General features: G+C 64.6%; 13 protein-coding genes. 9 read left to right on the forward strand and 4 right to left on the reverse strand.

All coding sequences use genetic code 11. The annotated features are described in order from the left end of the window. The first annotated feature begins 2 nt into the window (after positions 1-2). The gene (locus tag KF785_10795; protein MBX3147245.1) at positions 3-3,311 is read left to right on the forward strand and encodes an efflux RND transporter permease subunit; all 3,309 of its coding nucleotides are present in this window, start codon (positions 3-5) and stop codon (positions 3,309-3,311) included. Further along, on the forward strand, positions 3,268-5,256 hold the full coding sequence (locus tag KF785_10800; protein MBX3147246.1) for an ABC transporter ATP-binding protein: 1,989 nt from the start codon (positions 3,268-3,270) through the stop codon (positions 5,254-5,256). Before KF785_10795 ends, KF785_10800 begins: the two co-directional genes overlap by 44 nt. Here the strand turns inward: KF785_10800 and KF785_10805 are convergent, their stop codons facing one another. Both KF785_10805 and KF785_10810 read right to left on the reverse strand, forming a co-directional pair. Continuing rightward, the gene (locus KF785_10805) at positions 5,257-5,652 is read right to left on the reverse strand and encodes a hypothetical protein (protein MBX3147247.1); all 396 of its coding nucleotides are present in this window, start codon (positions 5,650-5,652) and stop codon (positions 5,257-5,259) included. Beyond that, complete coding sequence (locus KF785_10810; GenBank protein ID MBX3147248.1) at positions 5,649-7,973, reverse strand: M6 family metalloprotease domain-containing protein; 2,325 nt, start codon at positions 7,971-7,973, stop codon at positions 5,649-5,651. The genes KF785_10805 and KF785_10810 overlap by 4 nt, the downstream gene beginning before the upstream one ends. Before the next feature lie 271 nt (positions 7,974-8,244). On the opposite strand from KF785_10810, the gene KF785_10815 reads away from it, so the two are divergent. The 4 genes from KF785_10815 (at position 8,245) to KF785_10830 (ending at position 12,330) form a co-directional block, all read left to right on the forward strand. Continuing rightward, positions 8,245-9,390 (forward strand): aminotransferase class I/II-fold pyridoxal phosphate-dependent enzyme, encoded by a 1,146-nt coding sequence (locus tag KF785_10815; GenBank protein ID MBX3147249.1) that lies wholly within the window; start codon positions 8,245-8,247, stop codon positions 9,388-9,390. Positions 9,391-9,461: 71 nt separating this feature from the next. Further along, complete coding sequence (locus KF785_10820; GenBank protein MBX3147250.1) at positions 9,462-10,523, forward strand: hypothetical protein; 1,062 nt, start codon at positions 9,462-9,464, stop codon at positions 10,521-10,523. Further along, entirely contained in the window at positions 10,520-11,488 is a 969-nt protein-coding gene (locus KF785_10825) for an NAD(P)H-binding protein (protein ID MBX3147251.1), read from the forward strand. Before KF785_10820 ends, KF785_10825 begins: the two co-directional genes overlap by 4 nt. Continuing rightward, the gene (locus tag KF785_10830) at positions 11,479-12,330 is read left to right on the forward strand and encodes a phosphatase PAP2 family protein (GenBank protein ID MBX3147252.1); all 852 of its coding nucleotides are present in this window, start codon (positions 11,479-11,481) and stop codon (positions 12,328-12,330) included. Before KF785_10825 ends, KF785_10830 begins: the two co-directional genes overlap by 10 nt. Before the next feature lie 63 nt (positions 12,331-12,393). Here the strand turns inward: KF785_10830 and KF785_10835 are convergent, their stop codons facing one another. Continuing rightward, the gene (locus KF785_10835; GenBank protein ID MBX3147253.1) at positions 12,394-12,870 is read right to left on the reverse strand and encodes a hypothetical protein; all 477 of its coding nucleotides are present in this window, start codon (positions 12,868-12,870) and stop codon (positions 12,394-12,396) included. Between the two features lie 246 nt (positions 12,871-13,116). Here KF785_10835 and KF785_10840 point away from each other — a divergent pair, with 246 nt between their 5' ends. From KF785_10840 to KF785_10850, 3 genes are all read left to right on the forward strand, one after another. Beyond that, positions 13,117-13,767 (forward strand): hypothetical protein, encoded by a 651-nt coding sequence (locus KF785_10840; protein MBX3147254.1) that lies wholly within the window; start codon positions 13,117-13,119, stop codon positions 13,765-13,767. 259 nt (positions 13,768-14,026) lie between these two features. Further along, entirely contained in the window at positions 14,027-14,545 is a 519-nt protein-coding gene (locus KF785_10845; GenBank protein MBX3147255.1) for a sigma-70 family RNA polymerase sigma factor, read from the forward strand. Then, positions 14,499-15,521: a zf-HC2 domain-containing protein gene (locus KF785_10850; GenBank protein MBX3147256.1), complete on the forward strand. Its 1,023-nt coding sequence runs from the start codon at positions 14,499-14,501 to the stop codon at positions 15,519-15,521. Before KF785_10845 ends, KF785_10850 begins: the two co-directional genes overlap by 47 nt. 102 nt (positions 15,522-15,623) lie before the next feature. On the opposite strand, the gene KF785_10855 is transcribed toward KF785_10850, so the two are convergent. Continuing rightward, positions 15,624-17,038, reverse strand: a 1,415-nt coding sequence (locus KF785_10855; protein MBX3147257.1) for an ABC transporter permease, incomplete at its 5' end; no start/stop codon positions are given.

Here is a 17,038-nt window from a genome sequence, read left to right on the forward strand (position 1 = left end):
CCGTGTTCATCTCCGACTTTGCCATCAAGCGCCCGGTCATCACGATCGTGACGATGCTTTCGCTCGTCACGGCCGGGATCTTTGCGCTCTTCAAACTGAAGACCGACGAGTTTCCCGACGTCAACCCACCATTCGTCACGGTCGCTCTGATCTACCCCGGCGCATCACCCGATGGCGTCGAGAAGGACGTGGTCGATCCGATCGAGGAGGCCATTGCCGGCATCTCGGGCGTCAAGCGAACCACCAGCACCTCGGAAGACGCCTTTGGCGTGATTCTGGTCGAGTTCCTGTTCGGCAAGCCGATCCAGGAAGCCACCCAGGATATCCGCGATGCCATCTCCACCATCCGAAATGACCTGCCGTCCGAGCTGGAAGAGCCGATCATCAAGAAGTTCAACGATGCGGACCGACCGATCGTCTCTCTGGCTCTCTCTTCGACGGGGATGTCCTCCGGAGAACTAACCCGTCTTGCCGACCCGGGCATCACTCGCGAGCTGCGGGCCCTTGCGGGCGTGGCCGAGGTGACTGTGGCAGGCAAGCTGGAGCGGGAGCTGACGGTCGAGCTCAATCCGACTGCCCTGCAGGCTGCCGGCGTCAGCGTCGGCCAGGTCGTTCAGGCCCTGCAACTCCAGAACCTGGCCACGCCGATCGGCCGAATTGAAGGTGAGTACCTCGAACGGTCGATTCGCCTCCGCGGTCGACCGGAAGGGCCAGCCGACTTTGCCCGCATTGCCGTGGTGGAGCGCAACGGGCGCGTCATTCGCCTTGGTGAGCTCGCCACGGTCAAGGACGGTGTTGCCGAGGCCCGGTCTCTCGCGCTGTACAACGGCCGAGAGGCGGTCGGGATCGACATCAAGAAGGCCAAGGGTTACAGCACGACGGACGTTGGCGACAGGGTGCTGGCGCGAGTCGAGGCGATCCGAGCGCAGCTGCCGGAAGGAGCGACGCTCGATCTGATTCGCAACTCGGGCGACCGGGTTCGGCAGTCGGTCTGGGAAGTCGGGAAGACGCTGATCGAGGGCGCCATCCTGACGGTGCTCGTCGTCTTCGTGTTCCTCAACTCCTGGCGGTCCACCATCATCACCGGGTTGGCGCTCCCGGTATCCGTACTGGCGTCATTCATTGCCGTCTGGTGGTTCGGCTTCACGCTCAATACGATGTCACTCCTCGGGCTGTCACTCGCGATCGGCGTCCTGATCGACGATGCCATCGTGGTGCGCGAGAACATCGTTCGCCACGTCGAAATGGGGAAAAGCCACCGGCGGGCATCCCACGAGGGGACGGATGAGATCGGACTGGCGGTCACGGCGACGACGTTCGCGATTCTGGCCGTCTTTATCCCAGTGGCGTTCCAGGGCGGCATGACAGAGGAGTGGATGAAGCCGTTCGCGCTGACCATCGCGTGCGCGGTCGCCGTGTCGCTGCTGGTGTCGTTTTCGCTCGACCCCATGCTGTCCGCGTACTGGCCGGACCCATACGTTCCACCCGAAAAGCGGATCTGGATCACCCGTCTGCTCGACCGGTTCAACTTGTGGTTCGAGCGAAAAGCGGAGTCCTACAAGCGGGTGATCGCGTGGGCGCTGGACCACCGGCTGTCGATGGTCATCCTGACCGTTGGGACGTTCGTTGCGTCGTTCGTCCTGCCCGGCAAGGGGTTACTGGCACTGCTTGGCGCGCTGATCGGCATCGCGGTGATGGCCTGGGCCGCTGGCACCGACCGATCGATCGGGTTCAAGGCTCTTGGTATCCTCGGCGGACTGGTCCTGGCCATCGGCCTCGAACGAGTCGCTCCTGAGTGGAAAAAGGTCGGCGTGGCCTTCTTCCCGCTCGACGATCGGTCGGAGTTCTTCGTCAAGGTCGAAACGCCGCCGGGATCGACGATGGGATATACCCGTCAGAAGGTCAATCAGGTCGAGGCCGTGCTCCAGAGCATTCCGGAGCTCCGCTACACCTACACGACTCTGGGCAGCGGCCAGTCGGGGTCGGTCAACGTCGCGGACCTGTACGTCAGGCTGATCCCCAAGAATGAGCGCCCGGCCCGGGACGTGGAGATCATCGCGGCCGAAGTGCGTGACCGAGTGGCGCCGTTCGCGGGCTCGACGACGTCTGTCTTCACCAACGACTTCAGCGGCGGCCGGAAGCAGCTCGCGCTCAACGTTCAGGGTGCGGACGCCGATGCACTGAACACCATGGCTGAACGGATCCGGAGCGAAATTGCTCAGGTGCCGAACGTGGTCGACCTGGGCCTCTCGAGTAAGGGCCAGAAGCCCGAGGTCAATGTCGACCTCAACCGGGGGATTGCTGGTGCACTCGGTATCACGGTCGGGGCTGTAGCTCAGTCGATTCGGCCCGCCTTCGCCGGGATCGACGTCGGCGACTGGATCGACCCCGCCGGCGAGACCCGTGACGTCCGGATCCGGTTCGCGCCGGAGTATCGGGCCCGCGTGACGGATCTGGCGCAGTTGCCGCTCGTCATTGCCGGCCCCAATGGGGCGCCGGCAACGCTTCCGCTCGGGCAGGTTGCCGAGATCAGCCACAGCGACGGGCCGGCGGCGATCAACCACCTGAACCGATCGCCCAATATCGCGGTCGAGTGGAATGTTGCCGGGCGTTCGACGGGTGAGGTGTTTGCCGATGTCCGCACCCGCCTCGCCGCGCAGGGGATTCAGTTGGGCGCCGTCGGCCCCAATGGCATCACCGTGACCGAAGGTGGCGACCAGGAGTTCCAGAACGAGTCATTCCAGAGCATCGGCCTCTCGCTTGCCGCGGCCGTCCTCCTGATGTACCTCGTGCTCGTGATGCAGTTCGGATCGTTCATGGACCCGATTGCCATCATGGCGTCGCTGCCGCTGTCGCTCATTGGCGTACTCTTGGGCTTATCTTTCGCCAACTATACGATCAACATCATGAGTCTGATGGGCGTGATCCTGCTCATGGGCCTCGTCGCCAAGAACGCGATTCTGCTGATCGATTTCGCCAAGTGGGCGCGGGAGGAACGGAACCTGTCGATTCGTGACGCGCTGATCGAGGCCGGCGGCATCCGGCTCCGCCCGATCATCATGACCACGGTGGCCCTGATTGCCGGCATGACGCCGATTGCCCTCAGCACGGGAGAGGGCTCGTCGTTCCGCTCACCACTGGGCGTGGCGGTGATCGGCGGGGTCATTACATCGACGCTCCTCACGCTGCTCGTGATCCCAACTTTTTACGAGATCATGTTCGAGGTGCGGGAGAAGCTGATTCGGCGCTTCCGACCCCTACCGCATGATGGAAAGGCCCCCAGTGCGTCCGCTGTCGAACGCGCGCATTAGCTCCGGCAGTCGTGGTGCCGCCCGACGGGGTGCGGCCGACAGCAACCAACCGGCGTCGGGCGGCGCCGGCCCTGCCAAGCGAAAGACCGATTTCTCGGCGGCGTGGGGCGAGGCCCGCGCCCTGATCTGGCGCTACCGGCACCGGTTGGCGCTCGGCATGGTGCTGATGCTGATCAACCGGGTGGCCGGACTGGTGCTCCCCGCGACGTCAAAATTTCTGATCGACCATGTGCTGGTGCCGGTCAACGCGACGGGGTTCTGGGCCAATCTGCTGCCGACCGATCGACATGAACAGCTTTGGTACCTGGCAGGCGCGGCAGTGGTTGCGACCCTGATCCAGGCGATCACATCGTTTTCGCTGACCCGGGTGCTCGGCGTCGCCGCGCAGCGGGCCATCACGGAGATGCGGCGTGAAGTCATGGAGCACGCGGTCCGGCTGCCGATTCGGGCGTTCGATGCAACCCAGACCGGCCAGATGGTGAGCCGGGTCATGATCGACGCCGAAGGGATTCGCAACCTGGTCGGCACCGGTCTGGTGCAGATCACGGGCGGTCTCGTCACGGCAATCATCGTACTCGGCATCCTCTTCGCCCTCAATTGGCAACTCACTGCAGTGACCCTCGCGGTCCTGCTGCTTTTTGCGGGCGGAATGGCTCTGGCATTCGTCCGGCTTCGCCCCATGTTCCGCGAACGGGGCAAGATCAATGCGGAGGTCACCGGACGGCTGACCGAGACACTCGGCGGCATTCGAGTGGTCAAGTCGTATGTCGCCGAGCGCCGCGAGGAGCTGGCGTTCACGCGCGGTGCGCACCGACTCTTCCGAAACGTGGCAACGACCATGACAGCCGTTTCCGCGGTTGGCGCCTTTTCGTCGCTCGTGGTCGGCGCCATCGGGGCGTTGATGATCGTGGTCGGCGGCGGTCGGGTCCTCGCCGGCGACATGACGATCGGCGACTACTTCATGTATGTGCTGTTTACCGGAATGATGGCGGTACCGCTGATTCAGCTCGCCTCGATCGGAACGCAGGTCACGGAAGCGTTCGCGGGGCTCGATCGAATCCGCGAACTGAAACAGATGGCCACCGAGGACCAGCTCGACGCCGATCGCGCCGAGATCCCGACCATCAAGGGCGACGTTCGCTTCGATGATGTCTGGTTCGAGTACAACGAAGGTGTCCCCGTCCTCAAAGGCATTACCTTCGCCGCACCGGCCGGCTCAACGACGGCACTGGTTGGTTCGAGCGGGTCGGGCAAGAGTACACTGATGAGCCTGGTCATGGCGTTCAATCGGCCAACGGCAGGTGCCGTGCTGATCGACGGCCAGGACCTGGCCACACTCCAGCTGCGCAGCTATAGGAAACATCTTGGCATCGTTCTGCAGGACAATTTCCTGTTCGACGGCACCGTGGCCGACAACATCCGCTTCTCGCGACCGGACGCCACCATGGCGGACGTAGTTCGGGCCAGCCGGATTGCCCATTGTGACGAGTTCGTCGAAGGATTCGCGGAGAAGTACGACACGATCGTCGGGGAGCGCGGCGTTCGTCTGTCGGGCGGGCAACGGCAGCGCATCGCGATTGCCAGGGCCATCCTCGCCGAGCCTGCCATCCTGCTGCTGGACGAAGCTACCTCGAGCCTTGACAGCGAGAGTGAGGCGTTGATTCAGGACGGACTCGACAAGCTCCGCCAGGATCGAACGACGTTCGTGATTGCGCATCGCCTCTCGACCATCATGAGCGCAGATCAGATCCTGGTCATTGAAGATGGTCGGATCGTCGAGCAGGGTACTCATGCGGAGCTGCTGACTCGTCAGGGTCGCTACCGCCAGCTCTACGAAAAGCAGTACCGGCTCGAGCGCAACCGCTTCGTCAATCCTGGAGAAGAGCTTCCGCCGGAAGAGCCTGCGCTGCCTCGCCAGGTCGGCGCCGACGCAACCCGATCCTGATCAGCGCCGAATCGAAGCCGTGTAAGTCAGTGGGTCCTGCAGCGCATAGGTGGCGCGATGCGCCACCGCCTCCACGTTTGCCGCGTAGTCGTCCGCCTTGCTGATGTCTGGCACAGCCAGGCGGACCAGGTCGCCGGGCACCAAGTCACCCGTCACCACGATCCGAGTTTCCGCACCGCCTGAGATCGGTGCGGAGGCAACTCGGTAGCCGCCGACCGGCTCCACCGAAGTGACAGCTCCGGTGACCACGAGCAACATGGCCCCATCACTCGCACCGGTGCCCTGGTATGAGACGGTCAGCGTCCCCGGCGTCGGTGGGGTTACCGGCGGAGTCGAGTCTCCACAACCAGCCAGCAGCAGAGCTGCTGCGGCCAGACCGAGCCAACCCCGTCTCATGGTTCCCTCCCCGGCCGAGCCGCCGGGCGTTCTGTCCCCAGCAGGTGCAGCGCTGCGGCGGGAACCGGTTGACCGGTATGGCGGAGATAGGCGAGATAGTCACCGACGTCGTAAATGCCGTTCCGATTGCCCAGCAAGTCGAGGAAGGTTCGCTGATCGGCGGTCAGTGACACGGTGCCGAGAATCTCGGACGTCGCCGCCTGCACACCGACCGCAACCTCCGTCACGAACGACGCCTCAAGATCGTACGGCCGCCCCATTGGCAGCGTGATCGTCTGACTGGTGGCGACCGTATCGCCGCGCCAACCGACGAAGAGCGACCCGGCCTGAGGCTGCGCCGTGACCGTGACCGGCGTGCCAGCGGGGAGGAAATCTCCACCGGGCAGGGCTGCGCCGCCGGCGGGGCCGACCGTCACGGCACCCTGTCCCCCGCCCTGAACGAGCACGATGAGGCGATGCTCCGCGGCGAACAGCGCGGTAATGGTGTCGGGTTTGACGCCGCTCATGACCGTCTGACTTCGTGGTCCACCGATACTCCAGCCCAGGTAGCGAGCGCGGGTGCGTCCATCAGGGTTGGTCTGAATCGAATCGGCCTCGACCACAAACTGCTCGCCGGCTGCGATCGCTTCTTCGTAACGCGCCCAGCTGCGGCCGTTCACCTTGACCCGGATGCCCGGAACCGAAGCCGAGACGACGGTCGGCTCCCGAAGCAGGTAGCGGAACCGCATCACACCATTATTGAGCTGCTCGATCCGATCGAGGATGAAGCCGGGATAGACGCCGAGGTTCGACCGTGCCGACGGTATCGAGGTGAGGGACCAGCGGGTGTTTCCCGTCTGACCCGGGTACGAATCGCCGCGATCGCCACGGTTTCGGGCGCTGCTCTGAACCCGGAGGTTATTGAGACCGTCCGCCTGGACCAGGGCAACACCGTGCGGCCGGGTCGTACCGGAGTTGATCCGATTGAGCGGTCGCCAGGTATTGATCTGCCCGACGTCGATGTGCCACAGCAGCAGTCCGGGCAGCTTGGGACACCGCTGCCGGCACGGCTGCCCCGTATTGGTCACCTCCGGCAACGTCGGGTTGAACATGGCCGTGTCCGAAAGCACAGCCTGTCGATTCTCGATCAGGAGAAACTCGTTCGGGTTACCCGCAAATCGCCCCAGAAACACCGTATCGGACACTTGCCGGGCACGGGTCGTGATGGTGCGCCCGGCGCTGAGGGTATCTACCGTGATCCAGCCGAGCTCGTTGAGCGACCAGGCATCATAGCTGGAGGGGCTGTACGCCTGACTGTAGTTGCCACTTCCCATCAGGCTCCACTCGCCGGCGCCCTCAGTCCGCTGCTGATCAGTGTCATACAGATCGGGCAGGCCGAAGGCATGGCCGGTTTCATGCGCCACCGTCCCGACTGGCATGATGACGCCGTCGACGCAACCACTGCTCCCGCCCACCTGGCTCTGGATCGTGTAGTTGTTGACGGTGATGAATTGCCCGGGAATCGGGTTGCCATTCCGATCGCGGCGCGGCGTCCTCGTCACATAGGGCGACCCGTTGTTCCACCCTGCGATCTCGTAGCGGTGCGCCCAGATGCCCGGACTCGGCTGGCACGCCCCGTCCCGAACGGGCTGAAGAAACGTGACGAAATCGACGACTCCGTCGTCATCGCCCGAATTAGGAACGCCATCGGGCCCATCGTTGTCGAATGCCGACCAGACCTGGTCGGCGTCTGGCCCGTTCGAGATCGAATCGAGCGCAGCGAGCAGCATCCGACCGAGCCGCTGACCGCCCTCGCTGCACTGCTGAATCACCCCGATACCGTTGCAGCCGTCCTGGTAGTACGCGGCCGTCGAATCCATTGCCGCCACCCCAAAGACCTGCCCCTCCATTCGAATCCGGTTGCCGGAGACCTGTTCGTAGTACGTCTTGAGCGTGTACGCGGCACCCGGGGGTGGCGTGGCCCCGAACAGCACCTGCTGGAACTCGCTGGCGGAGAACGCCATCGGAACATCTTTGAACGACAGCGGAATGACAGGGACGTAAAAGGTTCCGGTTACCGAGAGGGAGGTCAGGCCGCCGCCGGGGGCCAACGCCAGCATCGAGCGACGCTGGTTCAAGGCGGCAAAGTCTCCCCGACGAATGGCCGCCCAGCGATTGAGCCGGACCAGGTTCGCCCGGGCCCGCCAGGCGGTGTTCGGACGCCAGTCCATGCCGTCGACCTCGAACCGCCCCGGTTCCGCACGCCGGACCTGGGCGTCTGCGGCGGAAGCCACGGCGCTCAATGCCCAACTCACCATCGCCGCCGCGACCGTGACGCGCATGCCCATCTCCCGGATTGGATCGTAAACCCGCCACAACAATAACACGAAGTTCGGCCCCATACCCCGCCCCGGACGGCGGTCGGTGCATGGAGTCACAGGTCGAAACGTCCTCCTTGTGGCAGACTGGCACAGATATTAACTTAAGTCGTTACTGTGCAACGGGATCGGCCCCTTTCAGCCGACGACCCTCACCTGGCGGGGTTACTCTGTGACGACATCGACGATCACCACTGACATCGCCTTGTTCGATAAGTGCAGGCGTTACACTCAAGTGGACGAAGTCAAAGCGCAGGGACTGTACCCGTACTTCAAGCCGATCTCGGAATCCGAAGACACGGTGGTGACGATCGAAGGGCTCAAGCGCATCATGCTGGGCTCGAACAATTATCTCGGTCTTACCCATCACCCCAAGGTGCTCGAGGCCGCTACGCGCGCCTTGCACCTCTATGGCTCCGGCTGCACCGGAAGCCGTTTCCTGAATGGTACACTCGACCTGCATCTGCAGCTCGAAGACGCCCTGGCCAAGTTTCTCGGCAAGGAAGACTGCATCGTCTTCTCGACCGGGTACAACGCCAATCTCGGGCTGATCTCTGGCTTGGTGGGCAAGTCGGATACCGTCTTCCTCGACAAACTCGACCACGCCTCGATCGTCGACGGCGCCAAGATGAGCTATGGCTCTACCGAGCGCTTCAACCACGATGATCTCGACAACCTCGAGCGCAAGCTGGCCCGGGCGCCGGAAACCGGCGGTCGCATGGTCGTGGTGGACGGCGTCTACTCGATGGAGGGCGACATCGCCAATGTGCCGGAGCTCCTCAAGGTCTGCCGCAAGTACGGGGCTGCCCTGGCCATCGACGATGCGCATTCGATTGGTGTGCTCGGCCCCAACGGCGACGGCACCGCAGCGCACTTCGGCCTGACTGACGAGGTCGACATCATTGCCGGTACCTTCTCGAAGTCCCTGGCCTCGATCGGCGGATTCGTCGCCGGCTCCAAGTCGGTCATCAACTTTCTCCGCCATCACAGCCGTCCGCTCATCTTCACCGCTGCGCTGCCGCCCGCCAACACGGCCGGCGTGCTCGCGGCCCTGGAAGTCCTCCAGCGTGAACCGGAGCGCCGAGCCCAGTTGTGGGACAACACCAAGCGGCTGGCCGACGGGTTCCGAAGCCTCGGATTCCATGTCGGACCGACCCAAACGCCGATCATTCCGATCCTGATCGGACCACTCGACCGGACCCTGGTCATGTGGCGCAAAGTGTTCGACGCCGGGATCTTCACCAACCCGGTCGTTCCGCCGGCCGTGCCGCCGTCGCAGTGCCGGCTGCGCACCAGTCTGATGGCCACGCACACTCCGGATCAGATCGACTACTGCCTCGAGACGATCGGGAAACTGGGCCGCGAGCTGGGCGTCATCTGAGTGCGAATCTAGTCGTCCGTCCCGTCCGGACAGGCGCGGACCTCAATCGGTTCATCGATCTGCCCTACCAGTTGCACGCGCGGGACCTGTCATGGGTCCCGCCGCTGCGTCGGGACGTCGAGCTGCTGCTCTCCCCGAAAAAGAACCCCTTCTTCGAGCATGCGGAGGCCGCCTACTTCCTGGCGGAGCGTGACGGCACCGTGGTCGGCCGGATCGGCGCAATCCATAATCGGCTCCACAATACGACGCACGGCGATCAGGTCGGGTTCTTCGGGTTCTTCGAATCGATCGACGACCTCGCGGTCACCGAAGCACTCTGCGCCGAGGCGAGCCGCTGGCTTGCTGCGCGCGGCCTCACCACCATGCGTGGCCCGGCGTCACCCTCGGTCAACGACGAGTACGGCCTGCTGATCTCTGCCTTCGATCGGCCCAATACGATCATGATGCCGCACAACCCGTCGTATTACCCGTCGCTGCTCGAGCGGGCCGGGCTGACCGTCGTTCGGACACTGGTGGCGTTCGAAGGCGGGCGTGAAGACCGGGCAATTCCCGCCCCGGAGCGAATCGTTCGGGCCGTCGACCTGGCGAAGAAGCGCTACGGCGTCACCATCCGCGCACTCCGTCTGAGCGACTTCAAGGCAGAAGTCGATCGGGTCAAATCGCTGTACAACCGCTGTTGGGAAGACAACTGGGGCGCGGTACCGATGACCGACCATGAGATCGATCATCTCGCCGCGCAGTTCCGTCCCGTCGTCGTGCCCGAGATGGTGCCGTTTGCCGAGAAGGACGGGGTGCCGATCGGTTTCGGCCTGGCGTTGCCCGACTTCAATCAGGTACTCCGCAGCAACCGCAAGGGACGGATCTTCCCGGCTGCGCTCAAGCTGCTCTGGTCGCTCAAGACCCGGCGCCTGCGCCGAGCCCGCATTCTGCTGCTCGGCGTCCTGCCGGAGTATCGCGGCAAGGGCGTCGACGCCGCGCTGTACCACTGGATCTGGACTCATTCCACCGCACGCCAGATTTACTGGGGCGAAGCGGGCTGGGTCCTCGAGGACAATCCCGCCATGAACGCGGGCCTCGTCAAGATGGGTTTCACCCCGTACAAGCGCTTCGCCATTTACGAGCGGCCGACGTGAAAGCCTTTGTGACCGGTGCCACCGGCTTCGTAGGCGGCCACCTCGTCGCCGCGCTCCGATCCCGCGGCGATGAGGTCACCGCCCTGGTGCGCACGCCGTCCCGCGCCACCGCTCTCAGCGCCCTCGGCGCCACGCTGGTCCAGGGCGACATCCGTTCGGCTCGCAGCCTGGCCGACTCGATGGCGGGCCACGACGTGGTCTTTCATGTTGCCGGCTTGATTGCGGCCCGCAACGAAGCCGAGTTCCTCGCCGTCAACCGGGAAGGCACCGGGGTCATGCTCGAGGCCGCCGCGCGCGCCGGGCATCCCCGCTTCATTCTGGTGTCATCGCTGGCGGCCGGAGGGCCAACGTCGCCCGGCGTGCGCCTGGTCGGCACCGAGCCCGGAGCGCCGGTGACCCAGTACGGGCGCAGCAAACTCGCCGGCGAAGAGCTGGTGCGGGCCAGCGAACTCCCCTGGACCATCATCCGCCCGCCCGCCGTGTACGGACCAGGCGACCGCGAGATGTTCCGGATCTTCAAGGCAGCCTCGGTCGGCTTCGCGCCGGTGTTCGGGCGGGGCGAGCAGCAGCTATCGGTCGTCTACGGGCCCGACCTGGTCGACGCGCTGATTGCCGCCGCACTGACTCCCGAGACGATTGGCCAGGTGTACTATGCCTGTCACCAGGAAGTCCTCACCACCGGCAACATGGTCCGTCTGGCCGGCGAGGCCGTGGGTCGGCGGGTCCGGGTGATCGGGATTCCTCAGCCGATCGGCAAGGCCCTGCTGACGATCACCGATCGTACGGCACGACTGGCCGGGCGGGCTACGGTGCTATCCTACGACAAGACGGCTGAGTTCTTCGCCCCAGCCTGGCTGGCCGACTCCGCACCGTTCGAAGCCGCAACCGGGTGGTCCGCTCGGCACGACTTCGCGTCCGGTGCGCGCGCAACCGTGGCATGGTACCGCCAGCAGGGATGGCTGTAGCGGTTCGGCCGGCGGAATGGCTGCTCGCCGGCTACGCCGCCTTTGTGACGATCGTCGGACTCGGGCGTCTCGAGCGCCATCCCGCCGTCGCCTGGGCTGTTGCTGCGCACGTCCTCCTTCTCGCCCTTCTCTTCATGTTTCAGCGACTCCCGGCAGGACGGGGCTCCTGGCTGCGCAACTTCGGTCCGATCGTGCTGCTGCTGGCCCTCTACGGAGCTCTGGATCTTCTGAATGGATTCGGCGGAGCACGAACCTACGACGACACCGTCCTGGCGTGGGAACGATGGGTGTTCGGCGAGGAAGTCAGCCGGCTCTGGTGGCAACGATGGAATGACCGACTGGCTTCCACGGTATTTCATGCGGCGTACTTCTCGTACTACCTGATCGTCCCAATCCCTGTCGTGATCGCACTCTTTCGACGAGACGAGGCCGAGCTTTCGAGAACGCTGTTTGCCCTCATGGCTGTCTTCGTGCTCTGCTACGTTCTCTTCATCCTGGCTCCCGTGGCCGGCCCCTACTACGAGTATCCGAGGCCTGATCAACAGTTCCTGGACAACTGGGCTGCGCAGGCCGTCTATGGCGTGCTCGACCGCGGCAGTTCATTTGGTGCTGCCTTCCCGAGTTCCCACGTCGCCGCATCCTGGATTGCGACGGCCGCGACCTGGCGGAGCAGCAAGGCCATCGGCTGGGTCGTAGGGCTGCTCTCGGCACTCCTCACGATCGGGGTCGTCTACTGCCAGATGCACTACGCGATCGATGCCCTCGCAGGACTGGTCGTTGCGGCTGCGGTCTTCGGCCTGACCCGAGCAGTGTTCACGCGGCGAGCCAACCCCACCCACTGAAACGACGAAGGCCCCGCACTGGCGGGGCCTCCGACGCTTCAGACCTGCCGAACGTCGGGTCCATTACGGCCGGATCGTGATCATCCCGTTCATGCCGTTGGCAATGTGCGGGGTGCAGGTAAACCGGTATTCTCCGGCGACCATGCCCGCGAAGGTGATCTCGTAGGTTTCGTTCGGCGCCACCAGCAGGGGGCCGTTGAGCTCGCCCAGCTTGTCGCCCGGCATGGCCGCATCGAGCGCAGCACGGGACGCAGCCGGCACGCTGTCAGGCCAGAACTGAACGTTGTGAGGCCCGCCGCTCACGTTATGGAAGACCACCCGATCGCCCGCGCTGATCGTCAGCTCGGCTGGGACAAACTTGTAGTCCGCGCCCTCGAGAACCATGTTCACGTTGTGCGTCGTACCGGTCGCACCCGTCTCCGGCGCAGTGGTCGCCGGAGCAGCCGTCGCCGGGGCCGCATCAGCTGCAGGCGCCTTGTCGCCACCGCCACAGGCCGTCAGTAACAACGACGCACCAACCAACCACCCGATCGTACGCATCTGCTATCCCCTTCCCCGAAGTCAGTTCGTGGACTCGGATTGACCTGCTGAGCGGCACCGGCCACGACATCGGCCCGCACTTGTGAAATTCTTCACAAATATAAGCGCTTGCCCTTGGTTTACCAGTGTCTACGTTTCCGCCCCATGCCACTCGTCCCCCAATGCAAACGCGCTGGACCTCACTGCCTCGGCCTGTCGGTCACCCTTCGAGTCGCCGATGACGACAATCCCCGGACTGCGCGCACGATGGACCCGGAGGCCACCTGGCTCTACGGGCACACCCAGCGAATCACATTCGGGACCCTGTTCCGGTTCGGCACCGAACTGCGGGCTCGCGTCCGGATCGAAGTTCCCTGCCGTTACGCCAAGATCGATGATGGGCAGGTCCGTTGCGGAGCTCATCGCTACCGGGCGGCGCTGCCCAAGGCGCGCCGTCGCCGACAGACCCGACAACTCGGCAATGATCGTTTCGTCGTGGTTCAGAACGGCCAGCCGGTACCGCTCACGCTCAAGGGGCCGCCCCAGCCGCGACGCCAGCTTTCAGTGCTCAGCGTGCCCAAGACGCCTTGCGTCACAGCCCGCTGCCAGACGTCGGACCACACTGTCGGCGCGGCCTGCTGCCGCGACCTTCAGGTCGAGATTCTCTGCACGAAGAGGAACCGGCATCTCGAGGACCTGGTCCGAACCCGGAAGAGCCCGTATCTCTGCAAAGTCAGCCGGGAGGCCCCTGACTCGCTCGGTGCTGAGATGATTTCGGCGTGTGGATATCTCGAAGACGGAGGGGTTCTCTGTACGCTGCACGGGCGAAGCAGGCCGGATGGACGTCCGGCCAAACCTGGCCTGTGTTCGAAGTGGCCCAAAGGCCAGGACGCGAGACATCCAGGGTGCGCCTTTTAGCCGACAAGTACCATTTGAACAACTACGCCAGAAGTCGCTTTAAGCGCATCGCCTCAAGTGTCGTTCTTGCAATGACTTGCAGCTACGGCAACAACATAGTCACTGACAGGACACCTCAACGAGAACTTGAGGTAGGCTCTGGCGCGTAAGTAGCTAGAATGCAATCGTTTATGCCGTTGTGTGCAAGGATTGCCAGGGCAGGCGTCCCCATTCACTGTACTCGCAATACTTTGTCGGAGACACGCACAGGAGAAGGTCAATGACCGACGATCTGGAGCGCCTCTATAAATCGACGTATACGGCCGTTGTTCGTTTCCTGTATCGCAAGGTCTGGGACGCGGACCGCGCCGAGGATCTTGCCCAGGAAGTCTTCATTCGTGCCATGGCTCACAATCCCGAGAAGCCTCGGGCGTGGGTCTTTGCGGTTGCCGCCAATCTGGCGCGAGACGAAGCGCGCGCGGCCGTTCGTCGGAAGAAACACCTGACCCTGCTCACCAACGACCCCCTGCCCATGTCGACCCCGGACAAGACGGTCGACGAGGCCATGGAGTACGATGAGCGGAAGGCGCTGGTCAACGAGGCGCTGGCCACCTTGTCGGACCGGGATCGCGAGGTCCTGCTGTTGTGGGACGCGGGACTGAGTTATCCCGAGATTGCAGAGCAAACCGGGCTGGCCGTCGGTGCAATCGGCACCACGCTGGCAAGAGCCCGCAAACGACTCCTGGACGCATATGACGGGATGGATCACGATCGACGGCGCGCCGAGGCACATTCCTGAGGACGAGCTTCACGCCTATCTGGACCAGGCGCTAAGCCGTTCGCAGTGCGTCGAAATCGAATGTCATCTGGCGGAGTGCAGGCAATGCCGGCACCTGCGAGATGACGTTGCGGCGGTTCGAGACCGGATTACCGCACTCCTGGTCGACACGGCGCCCCGCCGGGTGACCCCGATTCCGCCGTACGAGCGAATTGTCGCGAAGCACCAGGCCCGCCGGCGTGCGCTCGTCGGCCGGGTGCGCCGAATCGGGCTCCTCGCCGCCGGGTTGGTTGGTGCCGTCGGGTTGGGTTGGTGGATGCAGGGCGGTGGCAGTACCGGATCTGCCCTGCCTGCCACCGTTGCAGTTGCCGATCAGGCCCCGGAACCGGTCCGCACCCTGGTGGCGGCGGGTCCGGTAGCTCTGGTGGACGACGATTCGACGGGATCGACTGTCGTCGGCGAATCCACGGTCGAGCCAACAGGTGACCGGATTCCTCTGGTTCGCGACGAGACCCCGACCCTGCGCGCCGCACCGATCCGACCTCAGACGGCAACCCCTGTGGTTCAAGTCAGCGCGGTCGTTGCGGACGAGGAAAGCATCGGCTTCGAAGGACTCTGGCAGTCGGTGGACTGGCAGCAGGCACGCGCCGAGACCGGTGGAAACCTTCCCCGAGTCAGCGGGCTGCCGATCCTGGACATCCAGCTGCAACAGATCGGCGGCGAAGAGCGGCCGATCGTGGTCGTGGTGCAGCAGCACCCGTCGGGCCGTTTGATCCGCACGGTCGAAGGCCCAATCGAGCGGATCGAGCAATTGCTCGAGCGCTATGCCGCGCGGAGCTCGGGCCAGGTGCGCGCCAGCACCCCTGCCCTGACGCCACCGGACTACGTCAGCAGTGGGTCCGGAACACCGAGGCGCCTGAGAATCCTCAGCGTGATCGCGAACTTCCCGGCCGATTCTCTCAACGCCATGGCGCGCGCCATCGACGTGCGCGAGTAGCCCCGTCGGCGCAAACGAGAGATCGCAAGCAGAATGAAGGCCGATCCATTCTGGGTCGGCCTTCATCATTTTCACGCACCCCGCTGCCGCCCGCGAAGGTCGTCAATCAGCGAGCAATGCCTCGGTCGGCGGAACGCGGGCGGCTCGTCGCGCCGGAAGCCATGCCGCGGTACCTGCCGCCAGCATGACGAGGAGGATGGCAACCGCATAACTGATGGGATCAGCGCGGCCCACGCCGAAGAGCAGGCCCGCCATGAGCTGCGTCGCCGCCAACGCACCGAGCAGACCCAGACTCACGCCGACAGCCGCGATGCGGAGCTCACGCCGAAGCACGAGCCGCGTCAGGTCAACCGGCTCAGCGCCGAGCGCCGAGCGGATCCCCAGCTCCCGGGTCCGTTGTGCTGCGGTGTAGCTGACCACCCCATAGACACCAACGAGCGCGAGCACGAAGGCCAAGCCGGCAAAGGCGCCCAGGATGGTCATCGCGAAGCGACGTTCGGCGACCGAATCGGCCAGCGTTTCGATCAGCGGTTCGACGCCAGTGACCGGCAAGGCAGGATCCAAGCTCCAGATGGCCCGACGAACCGGGTTGGCAAGTTGCTGCGCTGGTCGGTCGGTGCGGACCAGGAGCACGCCGGAGTTGGGAACGGTTTGCTCCAGCGGCAGATAGACCGCGGGCGGAGGCGTTTCGGTGAGCCCGAAGATACGCTCGTTCTCGACGACCCCGACGATCCGCCGGGTCGCGCCCCAGAGCCGAAGCTGCTGGCCCAGCGGGTCATGCCCGGTGAAGAACCGCTCCTCCGCTGCCCGGTTGATGAGAACGACCGGTGGCGTTTGCGCGTCGTCTGAGGCGTCGAGAAGCCGTCCGCTGCGGATCCCAACCCCGACCGTGGCGAAATAGCCATCCGAAACGACCCGGGTCGCGATTTCCGGCCACTCCTCTGCCTCCGCCTCACGCCCGACCACGAGAAAACTGTTGCTCGAGCTCCGGTCGAGCGGATGGGCCATTGCAATCGAGGCCGAAACGACCCCCGGAATGGACCGAGCGCGTTCGAGCAGCCGCGCGTGGAAACCGCGCAAAGTCGGCGAATCCGGGACCCGCGTCCATTCGCGCGGGTAGCGACTCTCCGGGAGCAGGTACTCGGCCTTGAGGACGCCCTCGGCGCGGAAGCCAGGATCGACCTGGAGGGCAGTTCGGAAGCTGCGGATGAGGAGCCCGGCGCCGACCAGCAATATCACGGCGAAGGCCAGCTCTGCAGCTACCAGGCCGCTCCGCACCAAGTTCCCGGCGCGCCGCCCCCCGCTGCCGGGCGTGTCGCCGCGAAGCGCGGTCAGCGCATCGAGCCGGAGCGCTTGCGCCGTGGGGACCAGCCCGAAGACGAGTCCGACGGCGAGCGCTACGCCGACCGATACCGTCAACACGCGCCCGTCGATGGCCACGTGATCCAGGCGCGGTATCCCGGGAGGCGCCAGCGCTACGAGCGCCGCCACGCCTCCATAGGCGAGCATGAGACCGA

The sequence above is a fragment of the Gemmatimonadales bacterium genome (assembly GCA_019637315.1).
Classification (GTDB): domain Bacteria; phylum Gemmatimonadota; class Gemmatimonadetes; order Gemmatimonadales; family GWC2-71-9; genus SHZU01.